The organism is Plantibacter sp. H53 (assembly GCF_001650455.1).
Classification (GTDB): domain Bacteria; phylum Actinomycetota; class Actinomycetes; order Actinomycetales; family Microbacteriaceae; genus Plantibacter; species Plantibacter flavus_A.
This window is the reverse complement of record NZ_LWCT01000035.1, coordinates 119,295-137,248: the sequence shown is the minus strand read 5'-3', so window position 1 is coordinate 137,248 and position 17,954 is coordinate 119,295. Positions and strand designations below refer to the sequence as shown.

Annotated in this window: 18 protein-coding genes, 1 tRNA gene and 1 pseudogene; 5 read left to right on the top strand and 15 right to left on the bottom strand. The window is 67.8% G+C overall.

Annotated elements, in window-relative coordinates:
• Window positions 1-87 precede the first annotated feature (87 nt).
• The 4 genes from A4X17_RS13935 to A4X17_RS13925 all read right to left on the bottom strand — a co-directional run bounded on the left by A4X17_RS13935 (window position 88) and on the right by A4X17_RS13925 (window position 1,792).
• Window positions 88-492, bottom strand: a complete 405-nt coding sequence (locus A4X17_RS13935; RefSeq protein WP_064296270.1) for a hypothetical protein — start codon at window positions 490-492, stop codon at window positions 88-90.
• A 42-nt stretch (window positions 493-534) separates the two neighbouring features.
• Window positions 535-660 carry a hypothetical protein gene (locus A4X17_RS19780; protein WP_255376696.1) on the bottom strand — a complete coding sequence of 42 codons (126 nt, stop codon included), beginning with the start codon at window positions 658-660 and terminating at the stop codon, window positions 535-537.
• Window positions 661-807: 147 nt separating this feature from the next.
• Complete coding sequence (locus A4X17_RS13930) at window positions 808-1,149, bottom strand: hypothetical protein (protein ID WP_064296269.1); 342 nt, start codon at window positions 1,147-1,149, stop codon at window positions 808-810.
• A 304-nt stretch (window positions 1,150-1,453) separates the two neighbouring features.
• A complete protein-coding gene (locus A4X17_RS13925; RefSeq protein ID WP_157583529.1) occupies window positions 1,454-1,792 on the bottom strand; it encodes a hypothetical protein in 339 nt (112 codons plus the stop codon).
• 91 nt (window positions 1,793-1,883) lie between these two features.
• Between A4X17_RS13925 and A4X17_RS13920 the strand changes: the two genes are divergently transcribed.
• Both A4X17_RS13920 and A4X17_RS19845 read left to right on the top strand, forming a co-directional pair.
• Window positions 1,884-2,558, top strand: coding sequence for a hypothetical protein (locus A4X17_RS13920; RefSeq protein ID WP_157583527.1), 675 nt, complete (start codon window positions 1,884-1,886; stop codon window positions 2,556-2,558).
• A 189-nt stretch (window positions 2,559-2,747) separates the two neighbouring features.
• A pseudogene (locus A4X17_RS19845) lies at window positions 2,748-4,001 on the top strand (recombinase family protein); the annotation flags it as partial.
• 634 nt (window positions 4,002-4,635) lie between these two features.
• On the opposite strand, the gene A4X17_RS13905 reads toward A4X17_RS19845, so the two are convergent.
• From A4X17_RS13905 to A4X17_RS13890, 4 genes are all read right to left on the bottom strand, one after another.
• Window positions 4,636-4,710 (bottom strand) — tRNA-Gln (locus A4X17_RS13905).
• 91 nt (window positions 4,711-4,801) lie between these two features.
• Window positions 4,802-5,722 carry an NAD(P)/FAD-dependent oxidoreductase gene (locus A4X17_RS13900; RefSeq protein ID WP_064296264.1) on the bottom strand — a complete coding sequence of 307 codons (921 nt, stop codon included), beginning with the start codon at window positions 5,720-5,722 and terminating at the stop codon, window positions 4,802-4,804.
• Window positions 5,719-7,239, bottom strand: coding sequence for a glutamate--tRNA ligase (gene gltX / locus A4X17_RS13895; protein WP_064296263.1), 1,521 nt, complete (start codon window positions 7,237-7,239; stop codon window positions 5,719-5,721). The genes A4X17_RS13900 and gltX overlap by 4 nt, the downstream gene beginning before the upstream one ends.
• Window positions 7,232-8,194 (bottom strand): LysR family transcriptional regulator, encoded by a 963-nt coding sequence (locus tag A4X17_RS13890; RefSeq protein ID WP_064296262.1) that lies wholly within the window; start codon window positions 8,192-8,194, stop codon window positions 7,232-7,234. The genes gltX and A4X17_RS13890 overlap by 8 nt, the downstream gene beginning before the upstream one ends.
• Window positions 8,195-8,275: 81 nt before the next feature.
• On the opposite strand from A4X17_RS13890, the gene A4X17_RS13885 reads away from it, so the two are divergent.
• The gene (locus tag A4X17_RS13885) at window positions 8,276-9,349 is read left to right on the top strand and encodes an aminotransferase class V-fold PLP-dependent enzyme (protein WP_064296261.1); all 1,074 of its coding nucleotides are present in this window, start codon (window positions 8,276-8,278) and stop codon (window positions 9,347-9,349) included.
• A 6-nt stretch (window positions 9,350-9,355) separates the two neighbouring features.
• Here the strand turns inward: A4X17_RS13885 and A4X17_RS13880 are convergent, their stop codons facing one another.
• The 4 genes from A4X17_RS13880 to A4X17_RS13865 form a co-directional block, all read right to left on the bottom strand.
• Window positions 9,356-10,120, bottom strand: coding sequence for a fumarylacetoacetate hydrolase family protein (locus tag A4X17_RS13880; protein WP_064296260.1), 765 nt, complete (start codon window positions 10,118-10,120; stop codon window positions 9,356-9,358).
• A gap of 78 nt (window positions 10,121-10,198) precedes the next feature.
• Window positions 10,199-11,314 carry a branched-chain amino acid aminotransferase gene (locus A4X17_RS13875; RefSeq protein ID WP_079002206.1) on the bottom strand — a complete coding sequence of 372 codons (1,116 nt, stop codon included), beginning with the start codon at window positions 11,312-11,314 and terminating at the stop codon, window positions 10,199-10,201.
• Window positions 11,315-11,354: 40 nt separating this feature from the next.
• Window positions 11,355-12,410 (bottom strand): 3-isopropylmalate dehydrogenase, encoded by a 1,056-nt coding sequence (locus A4X17_RS13870; RefSeq protein ID WP_064296259.1) that lies wholly within the window; start codon window positions 12,408-12,410, stop codon window positions 11,355-11,357.
• Between the two features lie 100 nt (window positions 12,411-12,510).
• Window positions 12,511-14,034 carry an MFS transporter gene (locus tag A4X17_RS13865; protein ID WP_064296354.1) on the bottom strand — a complete coding sequence of 508 codons (1,524 nt, stop codon included), beginning with the start codon at window positions 14,032-14,034 and terminating at the stop codon, window positions 12,511-12,513.
• A gap of 114 nt (window positions 14,035-14,148) precedes the next feature.
• On the opposite strand from A4X17_RS13865, the gene A4X17_RS19775 reads away from it, so the two are divergent.
• The gene (locus A4X17_RS19775; RefSeq protein WP_064296258.1) at window positions 14,149-14,706 is read left to right on the top strand and encodes a TetR/AcrR family transcriptional regulator; all 558 of its coding nucleotides are present in this window, start codon (window positions 14,149-14,151) and stop codon (window positions 14,704-14,706) included.
• A 120-nt stretch (window positions 14,707-14,826) separates the two neighbouring features.
• On the opposite strand, the gene serA is transcribed toward A4X17_RS19775, so the two are convergent.
• From serA to A4X17_RS13845, 3 genes are all read right to left on the bottom strand, one after another.
• Window positions 14,827-16,419: a phosphoglycerate dehydrogenase gene (serA, locus tag A4X17_RS13855; protein ID WP_064296257.1), complete on the bottom strand. Its 1,593-nt coding sequence runs from the start codon at window positions 16,417-16,419 to the stop codon at window positions 14,827-14,829.
• Between the two features lie 115 nt (window positions 16,420-16,534).
• Complete coding sequence (locus A4X17_RS13850; protein WP_082916181.1) at window positions 16,535-16,906, bottom strand: hypothetical protein; 372 nt, start codon at window positions 16,904-16,906, stop codon at window positions 16,535-16,537.
• Window positions 16,907-16,911: 5 nt separating this feature from the next.
• Window positions 16,912-17,460 (bottom strand): DNA polymerase III subunit gamma/tau, encoded by a 549-nt coding sequence (locus tag A4X17_RS13845; protein WP_197479093.1) that lies wholly within the window; start codon window positions 17,458-17,460, stop codon window positions 16,912-16,914.
• 71 nt (window positions 17,461-17,531) lie between these two features.
• Here A4X17_RS13845 and A4X17_RS13840 point away from each other — a divergent pair, with 71 nt between their 5' ends.
• Window positions 17,532-17,918, top strand: coding sequence for a DoxX family protein (locus A4X17_RS13840; protein WP_231884398.1), 387 nt, complete (start codon window positions 17,532-17,534; stop codon window positions 17,916-17,918).
• Window positions 17,919-17,954: the final 36 nt, after the last annotated feature.

The following is a 17,954-nucleotide window of genomic DNA, read 5'->3' as shown; positions in this document are numbered from 1 at the left end:
GGCGGCACCGACCGGAGAGCGCCGAAGCACTCCATCCAGCCGATGCCGCCATGTTGCCGGCCTGTGGTGAGGCACGACGGCGACGGGTCACGAGCCTGATCGCGGCCGTCCATCTACGACGGATACAACTTCGACGCACTCGGCATCCGGCCAGCGCTCCTGAAGCACGACAGCCCACGCCAGCGCATCGAAGTAGCTCGCGAAGCGCGCGGACGACATGAGCACACTCGGATCCCCCGCCCTCAGTGGCAATACGATCTGCGCCAACTTGCTCAGCGGGTGCACATCGCGTCCGGGCGCGTTACCGAGCCTGACGGTGATGCCGTGCTCGACAGGGTCGGTCAGCGTTCGCCGCATCGCCTCGGGAACATCCGTACTCTCACCATCGGCGTCAGGCCACCCGACGATCACGGCGTCGCCCACGAGCAGTGACTCGCGTGCAGCAGGCACGTAGTACCACCACAGAAACGACGCCCGTGAGTTGAACGGCAACCGCCGAGGCAACCCGATCTTGTTGACGTAGATCGTGACGCCTTAGTCCGGCACGTCCACGGCTTCGAAGTAGCCATCGACGCAGCGCGTGTAGTCGCTGGCGTCCGCGAAGTCGCGCACCACCAGTTCCTCCCGATCATCTGCCGGGAGGTAGATCCCTCTGACCATCGTCATCTCCTTGCTCTATGCGGCCGGCGAACCAGTTGGCTCTCCTGGCAAGCCGCGGCAGAGCAACGAGCAGCAGGTGGATAGCGGCAGCCGTCCCGGAGGAGCACGTTAGCGCTCGACTCCGGGAACGACCACCGTCAGAGATGATCAGGCGCCGGATGATGCCTGCTTGGATGCACGAGCGGTCGGCTTGGCGGTCTTGCCGCCCAGCACTGCCTCGATCGCATTGCGACGCGTCTCAGCGTCGCGTTCGATCTCGGCACGCACCTGCTCAGCACGCCTGAGCACAGCCGGATCGGACTTGCTCGTCTCGACCCAGTGCTCCAGCGCGAGTCGCGTCTGCTCCGTGAGAGATCGCTCGTTCAGCTGCGCCAGGATCTCGAGCTGCGCCCGGGTTCCGTCGCTCATGCGCACCGACAGCGGGCGCAGCGGCCCCATGCCGTTCTCGTGCATCGTGCCGCCCATCTCGGCGGCGGTCTCCTCGCTCATGGCGAGACCTCCTTCATGCGAGCGACCCGCGATCCAGGACGGATCACGTTCAAGTCGCTCTGCATGAACGAGGACTCGTGATTATGACGCGTCAGGCAGCAGCGTCAATATTCCGTTCGGGAACGTTGTAATTTCTACGGCACAAGAAGCCTTGAGAAAGCGAAAGCACTCGACGTTCAGGAGCGGCTCGGTAGTCTCGTTTAGCGAGTGAACGATCCCACCAGAGTTGCTTTGATCGCGCGTGCGCGGACTTCCTTCTCGCAGCCGTCGACGACACATCCCCCGCTCACCTCACGGTCACCCGTCAGGAACTTTCGGTGATCTGCTCGATGCAGAATGGGCGATTGTAGTCCGTGTCTCTGAGAACGGTCACGAGATGGGACGTCCCGGGGAAGCCGATCAGAACCTCTCGATCGTTCGCACCTGGATCGAGGTTCCAGGCGCCCTCGCTGTTCATCGCGTCAGCGTAGAGCCAGTCATAGCCTTGGTGCCTGCCGCTCCGATTCTCCCAGCTCGGGCAGAACCAAAGCGGCACTTCGCTCGCCGCTGGGAATCCCGCTTCCGCCCAGTCGGCCACAAAATCGATCGGCTCCTCCGCGTCGCTCGCGAAGACCGGCTCCACGAAACGCAGCTGACCTGCCACGTGGTCCGCGACTGTGCGTAGCGCAGTGAAGCTCTGCTCGTCGGAGAACTCGTCGATGCGGTCGGGCCGACACATTGTACTCATCTCGCAGGTGACTGACGGTTTCACCTCGCGGGCTATTTCCTTTTTGAGAGTGTTCCGGTCAGTTAGTGTCGGTAAACCGTGCGACGAGTGCTCGTACGCGGAGGGACTGCATGTCCGAGAGCTCGAAGCCGTCAGGATCCGAATCGCTCGCAAGGAGCACGCGCTCCGAGGCTTCGCTCTCTTCGACGTCGAGCATGATCCGAGCACGCACCTCGTCCGTCCCGAGGACGACAGCTGGATCGCGGAGCCGCTCCCCCACCCGCTCGGAAACGTCCGAGTCCTCACCACGAGAACAATCGGCGACGAGCACGTCATCTTCCGAGTGCCCGGCACCGCATCGGGCGTTGACATCGCCGCCACCGTCGAGGTGCTCCACCGCCTCGAGGTCGACCAGGACGACGCACTCCTGGCGTATCTGACGCTCCCGGACGTGCACGCGATGCAGGACGATCTGATGGAGGGATTTCACGAGAACTTCGTCGGAACCTACCCGGACAATGAGGCAGCGCTGCGTGCACTGAGTCCGCTAACCGGATGGGAGTCCAGCCTCGCCGACTGGTGCATCCATCACGGCATCGAGTTTGACGCGCTCAACTGGAATCTCGACCCGCTGATCTCACGTCTCGCGGAGGTATACGACCTGATCGACCTGAAGGGGCGCGTCCATGCCTTCATCAAGTAGCGGCAACCGGAAGCAACGTCGAGATCGTCAGCGGAAGTCCGGAAAGGGTCGCGTGGTCGTCGTTCCCGAACCTCGCGAGGAATTCAACTATCACCTGCTGGCGCGCCTCCTGATTGTCATCGCTGAGCGCGACGGGTTCAGGCGGGGTCCCGGCGGGCGGAACGCTTCGAACGAGGGGAATCCGAGCCAATGACGAGCGATGCCGAACGAGGCGAAAACTACAACGACGCCACGACCCCAGGGTTGGAGCCCGAAGTGCCCCGATTTCGCGAGGAAGGACTGGACTTCCCTCGCCGTTCGAGCGTAAATGCGGAGGACCTAAACGGAGGACCCCCTATGGAAACGGCGAAAAGCCCGACCAGCACCACGTCATTCAGCGACCTCGAGCAGCTGCTCGGTGTCAACGCACCACGGCCCGCTCAGGCAAGCGTGGACCTCGCACAGGCTGTCGTGTACCTGCGTGTGTCTACGCCTCGGCAGATGCATACGGCTTCGGACATCGACGAGGACGGCAACAGCATCGCGACACAACGCGTGGAGACGCTACGGAAGGTGCGCGAGCTCAAGGCGACGATTTCGCGCGAGTTTGTCGAGCCCGGCCAGTCCGCGCAGACCATCGCAAAGCGGGCCGAGTTCAAGAAGATGATGCGCTACATCGACGAGCACCCCGAGGTGAAGTACGTCGTCATCTACATGCGCTCCCGTGTCTTCCGAAATTTCACCGACGCAGCCATCACGAAGCGAGAACTCCTCGAGAAGGGCGTGCGCCTGATTTCGGCGAAGGAGGAATTTGGCGACGGCTACATGGCCGATGCGATGGAAGCCATCACCGACGTAATGAACGAAGTGCAAGTCCGCATGAACGGCGAGGACGTGCGCGTGAAGATGGCGCACAAAGTCGAACAGGGCGGCTCCATCGGGCGCGCCAAGCTCGGCTACCTCAACGTCCGGAAGGAGTTCAGCGGGCGCCTCGTCAACACGATCGACGTAGACCCGGATCGGGCGCCGCTTATCCGTTGGGCCTTCGAACAGTACGCGACTGGTCGTCACTCCGTCGCACAGCTGGCCGACATACTCACCGATCAGGGGCTGACCATGCGACCTTCACCGAGCCGCCCTGCTCGTCCGATCAACAAGTCGAGCCTGGCCAAGATCCTCCGCGACCCGTACTACACCGGGATCGTTCGTTATAAGGGACGCCTCTTCACCGGTAGGCATGAGCCCATCGTGACGAAGGAACTCTTCGTCAAGGTGCAGACGATCCTTAACTCGCGCAACCGCGATGGCGACCGCGACATGAAGCACTTCCATTACTTGCGGGGGCACCTTATCTGCGGCGCCTGCCACGCCGCCGGGCGTCTCAGTCGGCTCGTGTACAGCCAGAACACCGGCAACGGCGGAACGTACGAGTACTACACCTGCGCCGCCCGTAACCGCGTTGGTTGCCCCACGACCGGCTTCCGGATCGAAGACATCGAGGATCAGATCATCGACAAGCTCAAGCTCATACGCCTCGACGCCGACGTCATCGGGAAGCTGCGGGAGCTGCTCACGCAGACGCTCCAGAGCATGATCGACGCTGATGCCGACGCCAAGTCGGCGTTGCAGCGAGAGCTCAGCGATCTGGAAGCTCAGGAAGAGCGCCTCGTGGAACTCGCGGCTGACGGCAGTATCTCGACGCCGAGGCTTCGTGAACGGCTGGAGCAGGTCGTGATGCGCAAGGGCGTCATCGCGGAGAAGCTCGAACAGTCTGTCGAGCGACTGCACTATGGCGCTGAGACTGCGCTCGCCTACCTCGATCTGCTCCGAGACCCTGCTGAGCTGTTCAAGAACGCCAAAGACGACGTACGCCGAGAGTTGCTGGCCGTCTTCTACACCCGCACTCGCGTCTACCGAGTACCTGAAGGAGTCATGCTCGGCGTCGAACTCACTGAGGTGAACGAGGTGTTCCAGAGCCTCGGCAACGCAGTCCTCGCTGCGTCAACAAACAAAAAAGCTCCCCGCGATTCAGCGGGGAGCTTGTCGTTGAACTCCGAAAATTCAGTTCTTTCGTTCCTCGGTTTAAACAAGGACACTCTGGCTGGGGTACCTGGACTCGAACCAAGAACAACTGAACCAGAATCAGTCGTGTTGCCAATTACACCATACCCCACTGTCAGAACCGAAGCCCCGACCGAAGAACAACACTAGCCTACGGAGGCGGCCGTCTCAAATCGAAGCGTCCCGGGCGCGTCGCGGGTCACTCAGCTGGGGACGCCAGCGAGGTCACGGTTGAGCGCTCTGGACACCCGAGCGCCGTTCCCGGCCGCGACGATGAGCTGCTGCGGACCGGGAGGCGTGATGTCGCCGGCGGCGTACACACCCGGCACGGACGTGCGACCCCAGGCGTCGACCACGACGTAGCCGTCGGTGTCGCGATCGAGGGCGAGCCGTTCCAGATATCCGAGGGGCACGGCCCACTGCGGCCGCACGAAACCGCCGGAGCGTGGGATGAGCACACCGTCGCCGAGGCGGACACCGGTGAAGCCGTCGCGACCGCCCTCGAGCTCCGCGATCACACCGCGCTCGACCCGGATGCCCGCGGAGGCGAGCGCGGCCTCCTCCGGGCCGGTCACGGTGCCGGTCCCGTTCGTGAAGACGATGAGGTCCGACGACCACTGTGCGACGAGGATCGCCCATTCCGCCAGGTCCGCCGTCTCGCCGATGAGCGCGAGCGGCGCGTCGGCCTTCTCGTACCCGTCGCACTCGACGCAGCTGTGCAGATCCGTTCCGTAGAAGGCCCGCAGATTCGTGACCTTCGGCAACGTCTCCGTGAGACCGCTCGCGACGACGACCGTCCGGGTCACGACGTCGCGATCCGGCTCGCCGCGGACCCCCTGGGCGACGATGTGGAAGCCGTCAGCAGTCGGCTCGATCGACTGCACGGACGCGAACTGGACCTCCGCGTTCGCGTACGCCGCGACCTCCTCGCGCCCCATTCGCCGGAGATCCAGCGGAGCGATGCCGTCGCGGGTGAGGAAGCCGTGCGAGCGCAGCGTCGCAGCGTGCCGTGGGCGATTGCCGTCGAGCACGAGGATGCGCCGACGCGCGCGCGCCAGGTTCAGCGCGGCCGAGAGCCCCGCGGGTCCCGCGCCGACGACGACGACGTCGTACGAGTCGCTCATGACGCGAGGTGCGCGGAGAGCCGATCGAGTCGCGTGATCGATTCCGTCTTCCCGAGGATCTCGAGCGACTCGAAGAGCGGCGGGGAGATCCGACGCCCGGACGCGGCGACACGCAGCGGGCCGTAGGCGATACGGGGCTTCAATCCGAGGCCCTCGATGAGCGCGCCGGCGAGCGCGTCCTGGATCGAACCGGCCGCCCACTCCGACTCGGGGACGAGCTCGAGGGCACCGATGGACGCGGCGAGCACCTCGCCGGCGTTCGCCGGAAGACCCTTGAGCGCGTCCTCCTGGTACTCGAGCTCCGCGGCACCGCGGAACAGGAAGCCGAGGAGCGCGGGGACCTCGCCGAGCAGCGCGATGCGCTCCTGGACGAGCGGGGCGGCCTGCTCGAGCACGGCCTGCTGCGCCTCGGTGACGGGCTCGCTCACCACACCGGCCTCGACGAGGTACGGCGTGATGCGGCCGAGGAAGTCGGCCGGCTCCAGCAGTCGGATGTGGTCGCCGTTGATCGACTCCGCCTTCTTGAGGTCGAAGCGCGCCGGGTTCGGGTTGACGTCGACGACGTCGAACGCGGCGATCATCTCGTCGATGGAGAAGACGTCGCGGTCGCCGCTCAGCGACCATCCGAGCAGCGCGAGGTAATTGATGAGCCCCTCCGGCACGAAGCCGCGGTCGCGGTGGTGGAAGAGGTTCGCCTCCGGGTCGCGCTTGGAGAGCTTCTTGTTGCCCTCACCCATGACGTACGGCAGGTGACCGAACCGTGGGACGAAGGTCGTGAGACCGATGTCGATGAGCGCGTGGTACAGCGCGATCTGTCGCGGCGTCGACGGCAGCAGATCCTCGCCGCGGAGGACGTGGGTGATCTGCATGATGGCGTCGTCGACGGGGTTCACGAGCGTGTAGAGCGGCTTGCCGTTCGGGCGCACGAGGACGAAGTCCGTGAACGACCCGGCGGGGAAGGTGATCTCGCCGCGCACGAGATCGTCGAAGCTGAGGTCGTCGTCCGGGACCCGGAGACGGAGCGCCGGTTCGCGGCCCTCGGCTCGGAACGCTGCGCGCTGCTCGTCGGTGAGGTCGCGGTCGAAGTTGTCGTACCCGAACTGCTTCGGCCGGCCGGCCGCCTCGTTGCGGGCGTCGATCTCGTCGGCGTTCGAGAAGCTCTCGTAGAGGTGCCCGGCAGCCGTCAGCCGCGCGATCACGTCGGCGTAGATGTCGCTCCGCTCGGACTGCCGGTACGGCGCGTGTGGTCCGCCGACGCCGACGCCCTCGTCCCAGTCGAGCCGCAGCCACGTGAGCGCGTCGACGAGCTGCTCGTAGCTCTCCTCGCTGTCGCGAGCGGCATCGGTGTCCTCGATCCGGAAGACGAGCTTGCCCCCCGTGTGCCGGGCGTACGCCCAGTTGAACAGCGCCGTGCGGACGAGACCGACGTGCGGCGTGCCGGTCGGCGACGGGCAGAACCGGACGCGGACGTCGGTGCCGGAAGCCGTGGAGAAGGGGTGCGTAATCGTGTCAGACATCGCCTGTCATCTTAGTCGCGCCGCCCAGGGACGCGGCGATCCGCAGGAGTGCAGCGACGGCGGGGATGCGGTCCGCGTGCTCGGCGCTGACGAGGTGGAGCGCCCGGTCGTCGTCGTTGCGCGTCGGCAGCACGACCACCTCGGTCGGCAGCTGCGCGGCCGCGAGCGCGAGCGTTGGTAGCAGGGCGACGCCGAGCCCGGCCGCCACCAGGGCGGTGACCGCGATCGCATTGTCGGTCTCGTGCGCGATGACGGGCTCGAAGCCGCTCGACCGGCAGAGGCCGAGGAGATGACCTCGGCAGCGCGGACAACCCGCGATCCAGCGCTCACCGGCGAGCGCCGCGAGGTCGACCTGTCGGTCACCGGCTCGAGCGTGGCCGACCGGGAGCACGAGACGCATCGGGTCGGTTCCGAACCGGCGCACCCGGAGCCCGGCCGCGCTCTCCCGATGCGGGTCGTCCGGGTCGTCCGGGTAGCTGAAGGTGATCGCGACGTCGGCTTCACCGGCACGGACCGCGGCGACGGCCTCCGGCGGTTCGGCCTCGACGAAGGAGACCCCGATCCCCGGATGCTCGTCGGCCAGGCGAGCGAGGAGCTGCGGTACGAGCATCGACGACGCCGAAGGGAAGGCGACGAGGCGCACCCGACCCCTCCGCAACCCCGCGAGTGCCGCGACCTCCTCGGACGCCGCGCGCACCGCTCGGTCCACCGCCACCGCGTGTCCGGCGAGGATCGCACCGGCCTCGGTGAGGCGGACGCCCCGACCGACGCGCTCGACGACCGGCATGCCGAGCCGCCGCTCGAGCCGGCGGAGATGCTGGCTCACCGCGGGTTGGCTCGAGCCGAGCGCTTGCGCGGCGGCCGTGATCGACCCGGTCGAGGCGATGGCGCCGACGACGAGGAGGGAAGCGGCGTCGAGGGTCGATGACGAGGGATGCGGTGAGAGGGTGGACACCCTCGAAGCATAATCCACGGTTATAGTTCTCATCGAGAGCTAGTCCTTGTCGCATGGATGTCGGGCGAAGAGACTGGATGCATGAGCACCCTCAGCCTGCAGGAAGCCAGCGGATCCTTCCCATCCGCACCCGGCTACCTGGCCGCCTGCACGCTGGGACTGCCGACGATCGGCACGACGGACGCCGTCATGGCCGACCTCTCCGCCTGGCAGGCTGCTCGAACCGATGCAGCCGCCTACGGCGCGGTCGTCGAGCGCGTGCGCGGTTCCTTCGCCGAGCTGGTCAACGTGCCCCTCCGCTCGGTCGCGATCGGATCCCAGACCTCCGCCATGGTCGCCATGGTCGCGGCGTCGGTGCCGGACGGCGCCGAGATCCTGTGCGTCGAGGGCGACTTCAGCTCGCTCGTCGCCCCGTTCCTCATGCAGGCGCACCGCGGCGTGCGTGTCCGCCACGCACCGCTCACCGATCTCGCCGCCCACATCGACGCCTCGACCTGGCTCGTCGCCTACTCCGCGGTGCAGTCCGCGACCGGCGCGGTCGCCGACGTGGTCGCCATCCGTGAGGCGGCGGCCGTCCACGGCGCGCTGACGCTCAACGACCTCACCCAGGCCGCGGGGTGGCTCCCCGTCGACGCCTCGGCCGACGACATCACCGTGTGCCACGCCTACAAGTGGCTCTGCGCGCCACGAGGTGTGGCGTTCATGACGGTGCGCGACGAGGTGTCGGACCGCCTCCGACCGAGCCAGGCCGGTTGGTACTCGGGCGACGACGTCTGGTCGTCCTGTTACGGACCGTCGTTGCATCTCGCCGAGAGCGCTCGACGGTTCGACGTCTCCCCCGCGTGGCAGGCCTGGGTCGGCGCCGAGCCCGCCATCGCCCTCTTCGCGGCGGTCGACGCCGTCGCCGTGTACGAGCACGACACCCGGCTCGCAGCATCGCTCCGGGAGGGCATCGGCGAGAGCCGGTCGCTCCTGACGGGAACGGCCTCGGCGATCGTGACGTGGACGGACCCCGATGGACACGACCTCCGGGCGCTGCAGTCGGCCGGGATCACCGCATCGGGTCGCGCGGGCCGTGCGAGGGTCGCGTTCCATCTCTGGAACACCGACGACGACGTCGCCGCTGCGCTGACCGCTCTCGGCCAGCGCAGCTGACGCGGGTCAGGGCCGGCGGCCGGTGTTCCGGAGGATGCCGATGCCCGAGACCTCGACCTCGACGACCTGCCCGTCGGTGAAGGGTCCGACGCCGGCCGGGGTCCCGGTCAGGATGACGTCGCCCGGGAGGAGCGTCCAAACGGCGGACGCGTACTCGACGATCGCACCGATGGAGTGCACCATGTCGGAGAGCGGGGCGTGCTGGCGGACCTCACCGTCGACTCGGGTCTCGATCGTCGCGCCGTCGAAGGAGAACTCCGTCTCGATGTAGGGGCCGAGCGGGCAGAACGTGTCGAAGCCCTTCGCCCGGGCCCACTGACCGTCGGACTCCTGGAGGTCGCGGGCCGTGACGTCGTTCGCGATCGTGTAGCCGAAGATGACCTCGTCGGCACGCTCCGCGCTGACGTTCTTGGCGACGCCGCCGATCACGATGGCGAGCTCACCCTCGAAGTCGATGCGCTCGGACTGCTTGGGGAAGACGACGGCGTCTCCCGGCCCGACCACGGAGGTGTTGGGCTTCAGGAAGAGCAGCGGCTCGGTGGGAGCCTCCCCGCCCATCTCGGCTGCGTGGTCGTGGTAGTTCTTACCGACGGCGACGACCTTGGAGCGAGGGATGACCGGCGCGAGCAGGACCGCATCCGCGAGCGGGACACGCTCCCCCGTCGGTTCGAAGCCCGAGTAGAGCGGATCGCCGTCGAGGACGACGAGATCCGCATCGTCGATGATGCCGTAGCGGATGGCCTGATCGTGACTGAAGCGAGCGATTTTCACCACTCCAGCCTATCCCGAGGTGCCCCGGCGACACGGAAGCCCCGCACGAGGTGCGGGGCTTCCCAGGCTGCTCGGAGGCTACTCCGCGTCGAGCCGCGTCATCCACCCGTGACGGTCGGGCAGGCGGCCGTACTGGATGTCGGTCAGTTCCTGACGCAGCGACATCGTGAGTTCGCCCGCCGGAGCGTCGGCGTCGCCCACGGTGAAGTCCTTGGCCTTCAGCTGCGCGATCGGTGTGACGACCGCAGCCGTCCCGCAGGCGAACACCTCGACGATGTCGCCGCTCTCGACGCCTTCGCGCCACTCGTCGATCGTGACCCGACGGCGCTCCACCCGGTGTCCACGGTCCTCCGCGAGCTGCAGGATGCTGTCGCGGGTGATGCCCTCGAGGATCGAGTCCGACTCCGGCGTGACGAGCGTGCCGTCGCGCTTGACGAGGACGACGTTCATCCCGCCGAGCTCTTCGATGTAGGTCGCCTCCTGTGCGTCCAGGAAGAGCACCTGGGCGCACCCGTGCTCGTACGCCTCGGCCTGCGGGAGCAGGGAGGACGCGTAGTTGCCGCCGGTCTTCGCCGCCCCGGTGCCGCCCTTGCCCGCACGGCTGTAGTCGGTGGACAACCAGATGGACACGGGGGTGACGCCGCCCGTGAAGTACGCGCCGGCCGGGCTGGCGATGACGTAGTAGTTGACCTTCTTCGCCGGGCGGACGCCGAGGAAGGCCTCCTTGGCGAACATGAACGGTCGCAGGTACAGGCTGGTCTCCGGCGCGGACGGCACCCAGGCGCCGTCGACGGCGATGAGCTGCTTGATCGACTCGACGAAGTACTCGACCGGGAGCTCCGGCAGCGCGAGCCGCTTGGCCGAGCGCTGCAGGCGGCGGCCGTTGGCGTCGGGGCGGAACGACCAGATGGAGCCGTCGGCGTGACGGTACGCCTTCAGTCCTTCGAAGATCTCCTGGGCGTAGTGGAGGACGGCGGCGGCCGGGTCGAGCGAGATCGGACCGTACGCCTGGACCCGCGGGCGGTGCCATCCACCGCGCTCGGACCAGCAGATGTCGACCATGTGGTCGGTGAAGTGCTGCCCGAAGCCCGGATCGGCGAGGATCACGTCGCGCTCGGCGTCGGGGACGGGCTGCTCGTTGGGGGTCACGGTGAAGGCGAGCTCGCGCTGCGCCATGGGGAGGTTGATCGTCATGATGGTGTCTTCCGTCGTGATCTGCGTGTCTGGTGGGCGTCTACCGGTTCGCCGCGAGGGCTGCGATCGCATCGCCGACCTCGGTCGTCGTGCGTGCTGCGCCGGTGCGGGCGGCGATGTCGGCGGTGACGGCAGTGGCGACTCGCGCCGCCTCCGTCTCGAGCCCGAGATGCGACAGCATCAAGGAGACGGAGAGGATGGCGGCGGTCGGGTCGGCCAGCTGCTTCCCGGCGATGTCGGGCGCCGATCCGTGGACGGGCTCGAACATGCTCGGGTACGTGCCGTCCGGGTTGATGTTTCCCGAGGCCGCGAGTCCGATGCCGCCGCTGATCGCGCCGGCCAGATCGGTGAGGATGTCGCCGAAGAGGTTGTCCGTGACGATGACGTCAAATCTAGCAGGATCCGTGACGAGGAAGATGGTGGCCGCGTCGACGTGCAGGTAGTCGACCGCGACGTCGGGGAACTCCGCGGACACCGCGTCGACGACGCGCTTCCAGAGCGACCCGGCGAAGACGAGGACGTTGGTTTTGTGGACGAGGGTGAGCTTCCCCCGACGCGCGGCCGCAGCGGCGAACGCATAGCGCACGACCCGCTCCACCCCGTACGCGGTGTTGACCGACACCTCGTTCGCGATCTCGTGCGGCGTGCCCTGGCGGATCGCTCCGCCGTTGCCGACGTACGGCCCCTCCGTGCCCTCGCGGACGACGACGAAGTCCACGTCGCCGGGCTCGCTCAGCGGGCTCGGGACGCCCGGGTACACGACGGTCGGGCGCAGGTTGACGTAGTGGTCGAGGCTGAACCGGAGCTTGAGGAGCAGCCCTCGCTCGATGTTCGCGTTCACGAGCCGAGGGTCGCCGGGCACGCCGCCGACCGCTCCGAGGAGGATGGCGTCGTGCGAGGCGATCGCGGCGAGGTCCGCGTCGGTCAGCACGTCGCCCGTCTCGAGGAACCGTGCGGCGCCGAGCGAGAAGGGCGTCTGCTCGAACTGGACGTCGCCACCCTGCACCGCCGCATCGAGGACCTTGAGCGCCTCGCCGACGACCTCGGGACCGATCCCGTCGCCGGGGATGACTGCGAGCTTGACGGTGCGGGACATGCGACTCCTGAGGATGCGACGACGGTGTGCGCCCAGCTTAACGCCTCCGACCTCGGGCGGATCGTGCCACCCGTCTCCGGGTGGCACGATCGACAGAGCGCTACCGGACCCGGCGCAGACCGATCGCCGCGACGAGCATGGCGGCCACGATGAGGCCGACGCCGATCCACGCTGCGACACCGACACCGCTGTCGAAGGCGTGCCGCGCGGAGTCCATGAGTGCACCCGCGAGGTCGCCGGGCAGCTGCGCGGCGACGTTCGCCGCACCACCCAGGGTCTCCCCCGCCGCCTGCTGCTGCGCAGCGGTCAGTCCGTCCGGCAGGACGACCGACGACCGGTAGGAGGCGGTGAGCACGGTGCCGAGCGTCGCCGTGCCGAGCACCGCGCCGAGCTCGTACGCGGTCTCGGAGACACCGGACGCCGCGCCGGCCTTCTCCGGCGGCGCACTCGCGATCACGAGTTCGTTCGACACCGTCTCGGCGGACCCGATGCCGAGCCCGAGGGCGACGAACGCGAGACCGATCCCGAGGGCCGACACGTCTCCCCCGGTGATCGCGATGGAGGCGTATCCGACGGCGGAGACGACGAGTGCGATCGGGACCACGATGCCCGGACGGACCCGCTTGGAGATCGGCACGATCACGAGGCCGGCGATGATCATCACGATGAGCCCGGGGAGCAGGACGAGCCCGGCGTCGAGCGGCTGCAGGCCCAGCACCAGCTGCAGGTGCTGCGACACGAAGAACAGCCCACCGACGAGCGCCGTCACGCTCAGCAGGTTGATGACCACGGCGCCGCTGAACGAGGCCTGCCGGAACAGGCTCAGGTCGAGCAGCGGGTGCTCGAGGCGGAGCTGACGACGGATGAAGAGGACGCCGCTGACCACGCCGACGACCATCGAGACGACCGTGAGCAGGTCGAAGCCGGCTTCCGCCAGGTGCTTGATGCTGAACACGAGTGGCGTCATGGTCAGGAGGATGAGCAGGATGCTCGGGACATCGATGCGTCCGGGGTTCGGGTCCTTCGACTCCGGGATGAGGAAGGGCGCGAGGACGACGAGCGGCAGGAGGACCGGTACGGCGAGCAGGAACACCGCACCCCAGGCGAAGTGCTCGAGGATGATCCCACCGACGATCGGCCCGAGCGCGCTGCCGGCGGCGAACCCGCTGGCCCAGACGGCGATGGCGAACCGTCGCTGGTCGCGGTCGAGGAAGATGTTCCGCAGCAGCGAGAGCGTCGACGGCATGAGCATCGCTCCGAAGAACCCGAGCGCCGCTCGAGCCGCGATGAGGAGCTCGGCGCTGGGCGCGAACGCCGCGGCGACGGAGACGACACCGAATCCGACGGAGCCGATGAGCAGGAGGCGACGACGTCCGATGCGGTCGCCGAGGCTACCCATCGACACGAGCAGGCCGGCGAGGACCAGCGGGTAGACGTCGACGATCCAGAGCAGCTGCGTGCCGGTCGGGGTGAGCGCGCTCGAGATCGCGGGCAGCGCGAAGTTGAGGACGGTGTTGTCGACCGACACCAGCAGGACGGGGAGCATGAGGACGGCGAGCGCGAACCAGGCTCGCCGGCCGGCACGGGGAGCGGCGACGGCGGTGGGTTCGGTGGCGGTGGACACGGGGACCTCTTTCACAGCGTGGAGAACGGCGCCGGTCGGGCGCCGCCTGCTCGACTATACCGTCCAGCCGGTATAGTATCAATCCGAATCCGACGAGCCGAATACGATGGAGCCATGGCGAAGCAGACCGCAGCCCGAGAACGCGTCCTCGACGCCTTCGCCGAACTCCTCATCGAGCAGGGTGAACGCGCCGCCACCCTCGACGCCGTCGCCGCGGCGGCCGGCGTCTCCAAGGGCGGTCTGCTCTACCACTTCGGCAGCAAGGAGGCCCTCGTCGACGGCCTCATCGAGCGGCTTTCAGACATGAGCGAGGCCGACACGGCGCGGATGCTCGCGGCCCCGGAGGGTGTCGTCGAGTACTTCGTGCGGACCTCCGTCGACTGCGGCACCCCGTTCGACCGGACGATCATCGCCGTCGCGCGGCTGGCGCAGGGACAGCACGCTCAGGCGAGCGAGGCGATGGCGGACATCCGCCGGAGCTGGTTGCGCACGGTGGAGGACGCCGTCGGCGATCCCGACACCGCCCGCGCGATCGTGTTGATGTCCGACGGCCTCTACGCCAACACGGCGCAGCTCGGCATGGGGGTCAGCGATCCCGATGAGGGCAGCGACGAGTCGATCGAGCGGCTCCTGGCCGTCATCGCGCGACTGCTTCCCGCCGGCGGTCGCTGAGCCGCGACCCCCGCCGGGCGTACCGAAGCGGCGAAGGCGTCTCGGCGTCGGCGTCTCGACCTAGCGACCCGATGCCCCGCACCGGTCGGCACGGGGCATCGGGTCGCAGCGGCGGTCGGGCTACTGCTCGGTGATGTCGATCTCGCGGAGCAGCGTCGCGTCGATCGTCTCGCGGATGACCTCGAGGACGTCGTCTGCGACCGGTGAGTCGACCGTCAGCACGCTCAGCGCAGGGCCGCCGGCCTCGTGACGGGCGATCTGCATGCCCGCGATGTTGATGCCCGCCTCGCCGAAACGCTGACCGTAGACGGCCACGATGCCGGGCCGGTCGGTGTAGACCATCACGATGTGGTGCTTCGCGAACGGCACCTCGACGTCGTAGCCGTTGATCTCGACGATCTTCTCGGTCTGCTTCGTGCCCGTCAGCGTGCCCGACACCGAGATCTGCGATCCGTCGCTGAGAGCTCCGCGCAGCGTGATGACGTTGCGGTACTCCTCGCTCACCTCGTCGGTGAGCAGGCGCGTGACGACACCGCGCTGCTCGGCGAGCAGCGGAGCGTTCACGTACGAGACCGTCTCGCTGACGATGTTCGTGAAGATCCCCTTGAGCGCGGCCAGCTTCAGGACGCTGACGTCGTACCCGCTCAGCTCGCCGTGGACCTCGACGTCGACGCTCGTGAGCGACGAGGTCGACAGCGCGGCGAAGACCTGACCGAGCTTCTCGACGAGCGGGATGCCGGGACGGACGTAGGGGTCGATCACACCGCCGGCGACGTTGACCGCGTCCGGGACGAGTTCGCCGCCGAGCGCGAGGCGCACGGACTTGGCGACCGAGACGCCGGCCTTCTCCTGCGCCTCATCGGTGGAGGCACCGAGGTGCGGCGTCACGATCACGTTCTCGAGCCCGAGCAGCTTCGTGTCGGTGGGCGGTTCGCTGACGAAGACGTCGAGGCCGGCACCGGCGATGACATGTTTCGACAGCGCTTCGTACAGCGCATCCTCGTCGATCAGGCCGCCGCGGGCGACGTTGACGACGTAGGCCGTCGGCTTCATGAGCGCGAACTGCGGGCCGGCGATCATGCCCGTCGTCTCCGGCGTCTTCGGCATGTGGATCGTGATGAAGTCGGACTGCGCCAGCAGCTCGTCGAGCGTGACCAGCTGCACCCCGAGCTGCTGCGCACGAGCGGACGTGATGTAGGGGTCGTACGCGATGACGTTCGTGCCGAAGGCCTGCAGACGGGCCGTGATGAGGGCACCGATACGGCCGAGGCCGATGATGCCGATGGTCTTCTCGTACAGCTCGGTACCCGTGTACTTGGACCGCTTCCACTGCCCCTGGGCGAGCGCGGCGTGCGCGGCCGGGATGTGGCGGGCGAGGCTCAGGATGTGCCCGACGGTGAGCTCGGCCGCGGAGATGATGTTCGACGTCGGTGCGTTGACGACCATGACGCCGGCCGTCGTGGCCGCCTTGATGTCGACGTTGTCGAGACCGACACCCGCGCGCGCGACGACTTTCAACCGGGTGGCCGCCTGGATGGCCTCTTCGTCGACCTTGGTCGCGGATCGGACCAGGATGGCGTCGGCGTCGGCGATCGCCGCGAGCAGAGCCGGGCGGTCCGTCCCGTCGACGGAGCGCACGTCGAAGTCGGGCCCGAGGGCGTCGACGGTGGCTGGTGAGAGTTCTTCGGCGATCAGTACGACCGGTTTCGACACGGAACGGTTCCTTCGCAGTAGCAGTGGGGTGGGCAGCGCGTCGGTGTCCGGCGGCCATCGCAAGCCTATCGGAGGCGCACCGGGCGCTTCGTCGTGTGACGAGGCGGCGGCCGGGTCAGACGGAGAGGTCGATCAACTGCTGGGCGCCGAACATCGCGAGGACCGACAGCGAGATCGCCGCGACGACGCACAGTGCGACGAGGTAGCGCACGGCCTGCTCGCCGAGCGACCGGTCGCGACCGGTCCAGAAGGCGATCGCGAAGGCCACGATCGGCACGAGCAGGCCGCCGATGAGGACGACCCAGCCGAGTGGCAGCACCGGCACGGCGAGGCCGTTCGCCGTTCCGACGATGCCGACGAGGTTGCCGACGGCCTCGAAGACGTCATAGGCGAAGAACAGGCCGAACAGGACGGCGATGGACCAGCTGAGCCAGCCGGGCCGCTCGGCGGCGGGTTTCGACACGGGGTCCGCGGTGGTGGAGGGCATCAGGGTCACACTCCTCGGAGGAACGGCCAGGGCAGGATGAGCACGACACCGAGCAGGAGCATCGCGATCCTGACGACCGGTCTGCCGCTGCGGGTCAACCAGAGGGTCGCCGCCATCCAGACGGGTCCCGCGGCGACCGCGAGTCCCTGTCCGAGATCGAACATGAATCGGCCGACCGCGTCGCTCGGGACGGCCGCGTCAGGACGGAACGCCGAGATCAGCCAACCGACGCTGTACAGCAGGAAGACCCCACCGAAGATGCCCAGCGTGACGAGCATGACCGAACTCATCTGCTCGCGCTCTCCGGCGGCAGCCTCATCCGCGACCCCATCGGTCGGCTTCGCGACGTCGACCTCGACAGGAGGGGCCACCGGTTCCGCGACCGGACCGGCCGACTCCGAGGCCGACGGGACCGCCGCGGTCGCCCGATCACGCGTGATCGGCTCCTGCGATGCGGGCTCGAGCGTGGTCCGGTCGCCGGAAGCCGAGGCGTCGAGCGTCGGATCGTCGTCGCCCGCCCAGCTCAGCGCGTCTTCGTCCCGCGGCTCAGTCATACCGTCAGCCTATCGCCGCCGGGCCGACCACCGAGTGCGGCGATCCGGACTCGACGGAGCAGAATTGCCTGGTGAACCCGTTCCAGCTCCTGCAGTCCGTCCTGACCGTCGTCCTCGCGATCATGTTCATCGGCATGGGAGTCCTCCACTTCCTGCCTGGACCGGCGAAGACCATGGCCGCGATGATCCCGGGACCCTTCCGGAACAGCACCATCACACCGCGGATGCTCGTCGTCGTCACCGGTGTGTGCGAGATCGCGGGCGGCGTCGGCCTGCTCGTCCCACCCACCAGGCTCGCCGCAGTGGTCTGCCTGATCGTGTTCCTCGTCGCGGTGTTCCCGGCGAACGCCGCGGCCGCACGCCAGCCCGAGCGGTTCGGTCGCCTCGCCGTACCGTTCGTCCCACGACTGATCGGTCAGCTCGTGCTGATCCTCGCCCTCGTCATCGTGGCACTCTGATCGCTCGATAGGACCGATCGACGATCCCCTCGGTGG

Coding starts and splice junctions, on each gene's coding strand:
- A4X17_RS19775 (WP_064296258.1), top strand. CDS start 14,149: ATGGCGAAGCAGACCGCAGCCCGAGAACGCGTCCTCGACGCCTTCGCC.
- A4X17_RS19780 (WP_255376696.1), bottom strand. CDS start 660: ATGGTCAGAGGGATCTACCTCCCGGCAGATGATCGGGAGGAACTGGTG.
- A4X17_RS13885 (WP_064296261.1), top strand. CDS start 8,276: ATGAGCACCCTCAGCCTGCAGGAAGCCAGCGGATCCTTCCCATCCGCA.
- A4X17_RS13850 (WP_082916181.1), bottom strand. CDS start 16,906: ATGCCCTCCACCACCGCGGACCCCGTGTCGAAACCCGCCGCCGAGCGG.
- A4X17_RS13870 (WP_064296259.1), bottom strand. CDS start 12,410: ATGTCCCGCACCGTCAAGCTCGCAGTCATCCCCGGCGACGGGATCGGT.
- A4X17_RS13900 (WP_064296264.1), bottom strand. CDS start 5,722: ATGAGCGACTCGTACGACGTCGTCGTCGTCGGCGCGGGACCCGCGGGG.
- A4X17_RS13875 (WP_079002206.1), bottom strand. CDS start 11,314: ATGACGATCAACCTCCCCATGGCGCAGCGCGAGCTCGCCTTCACCGTG.
- A4X17_RS13930 (WP_064296269.1), bottom strand. CDS start 1,149: ATGAGCGAGGAGACCGCCGCCGAGATGGGCGGCACGATGCACGAGAAC.
- gltX (WP_064296263.1), bottom strand. CDS start 7,239: ATGTCTGACACGATTACGCACCCCTTCTCCACGGCTTCCGGCACCGAC.
- A4X17_RS13845 (WP_197479093.1), bottom strand. CDS start 17,460: ATGACTGAGCCGCGGGACGAAGACGCGCTGAGCTGGGCGGGCGACGAC.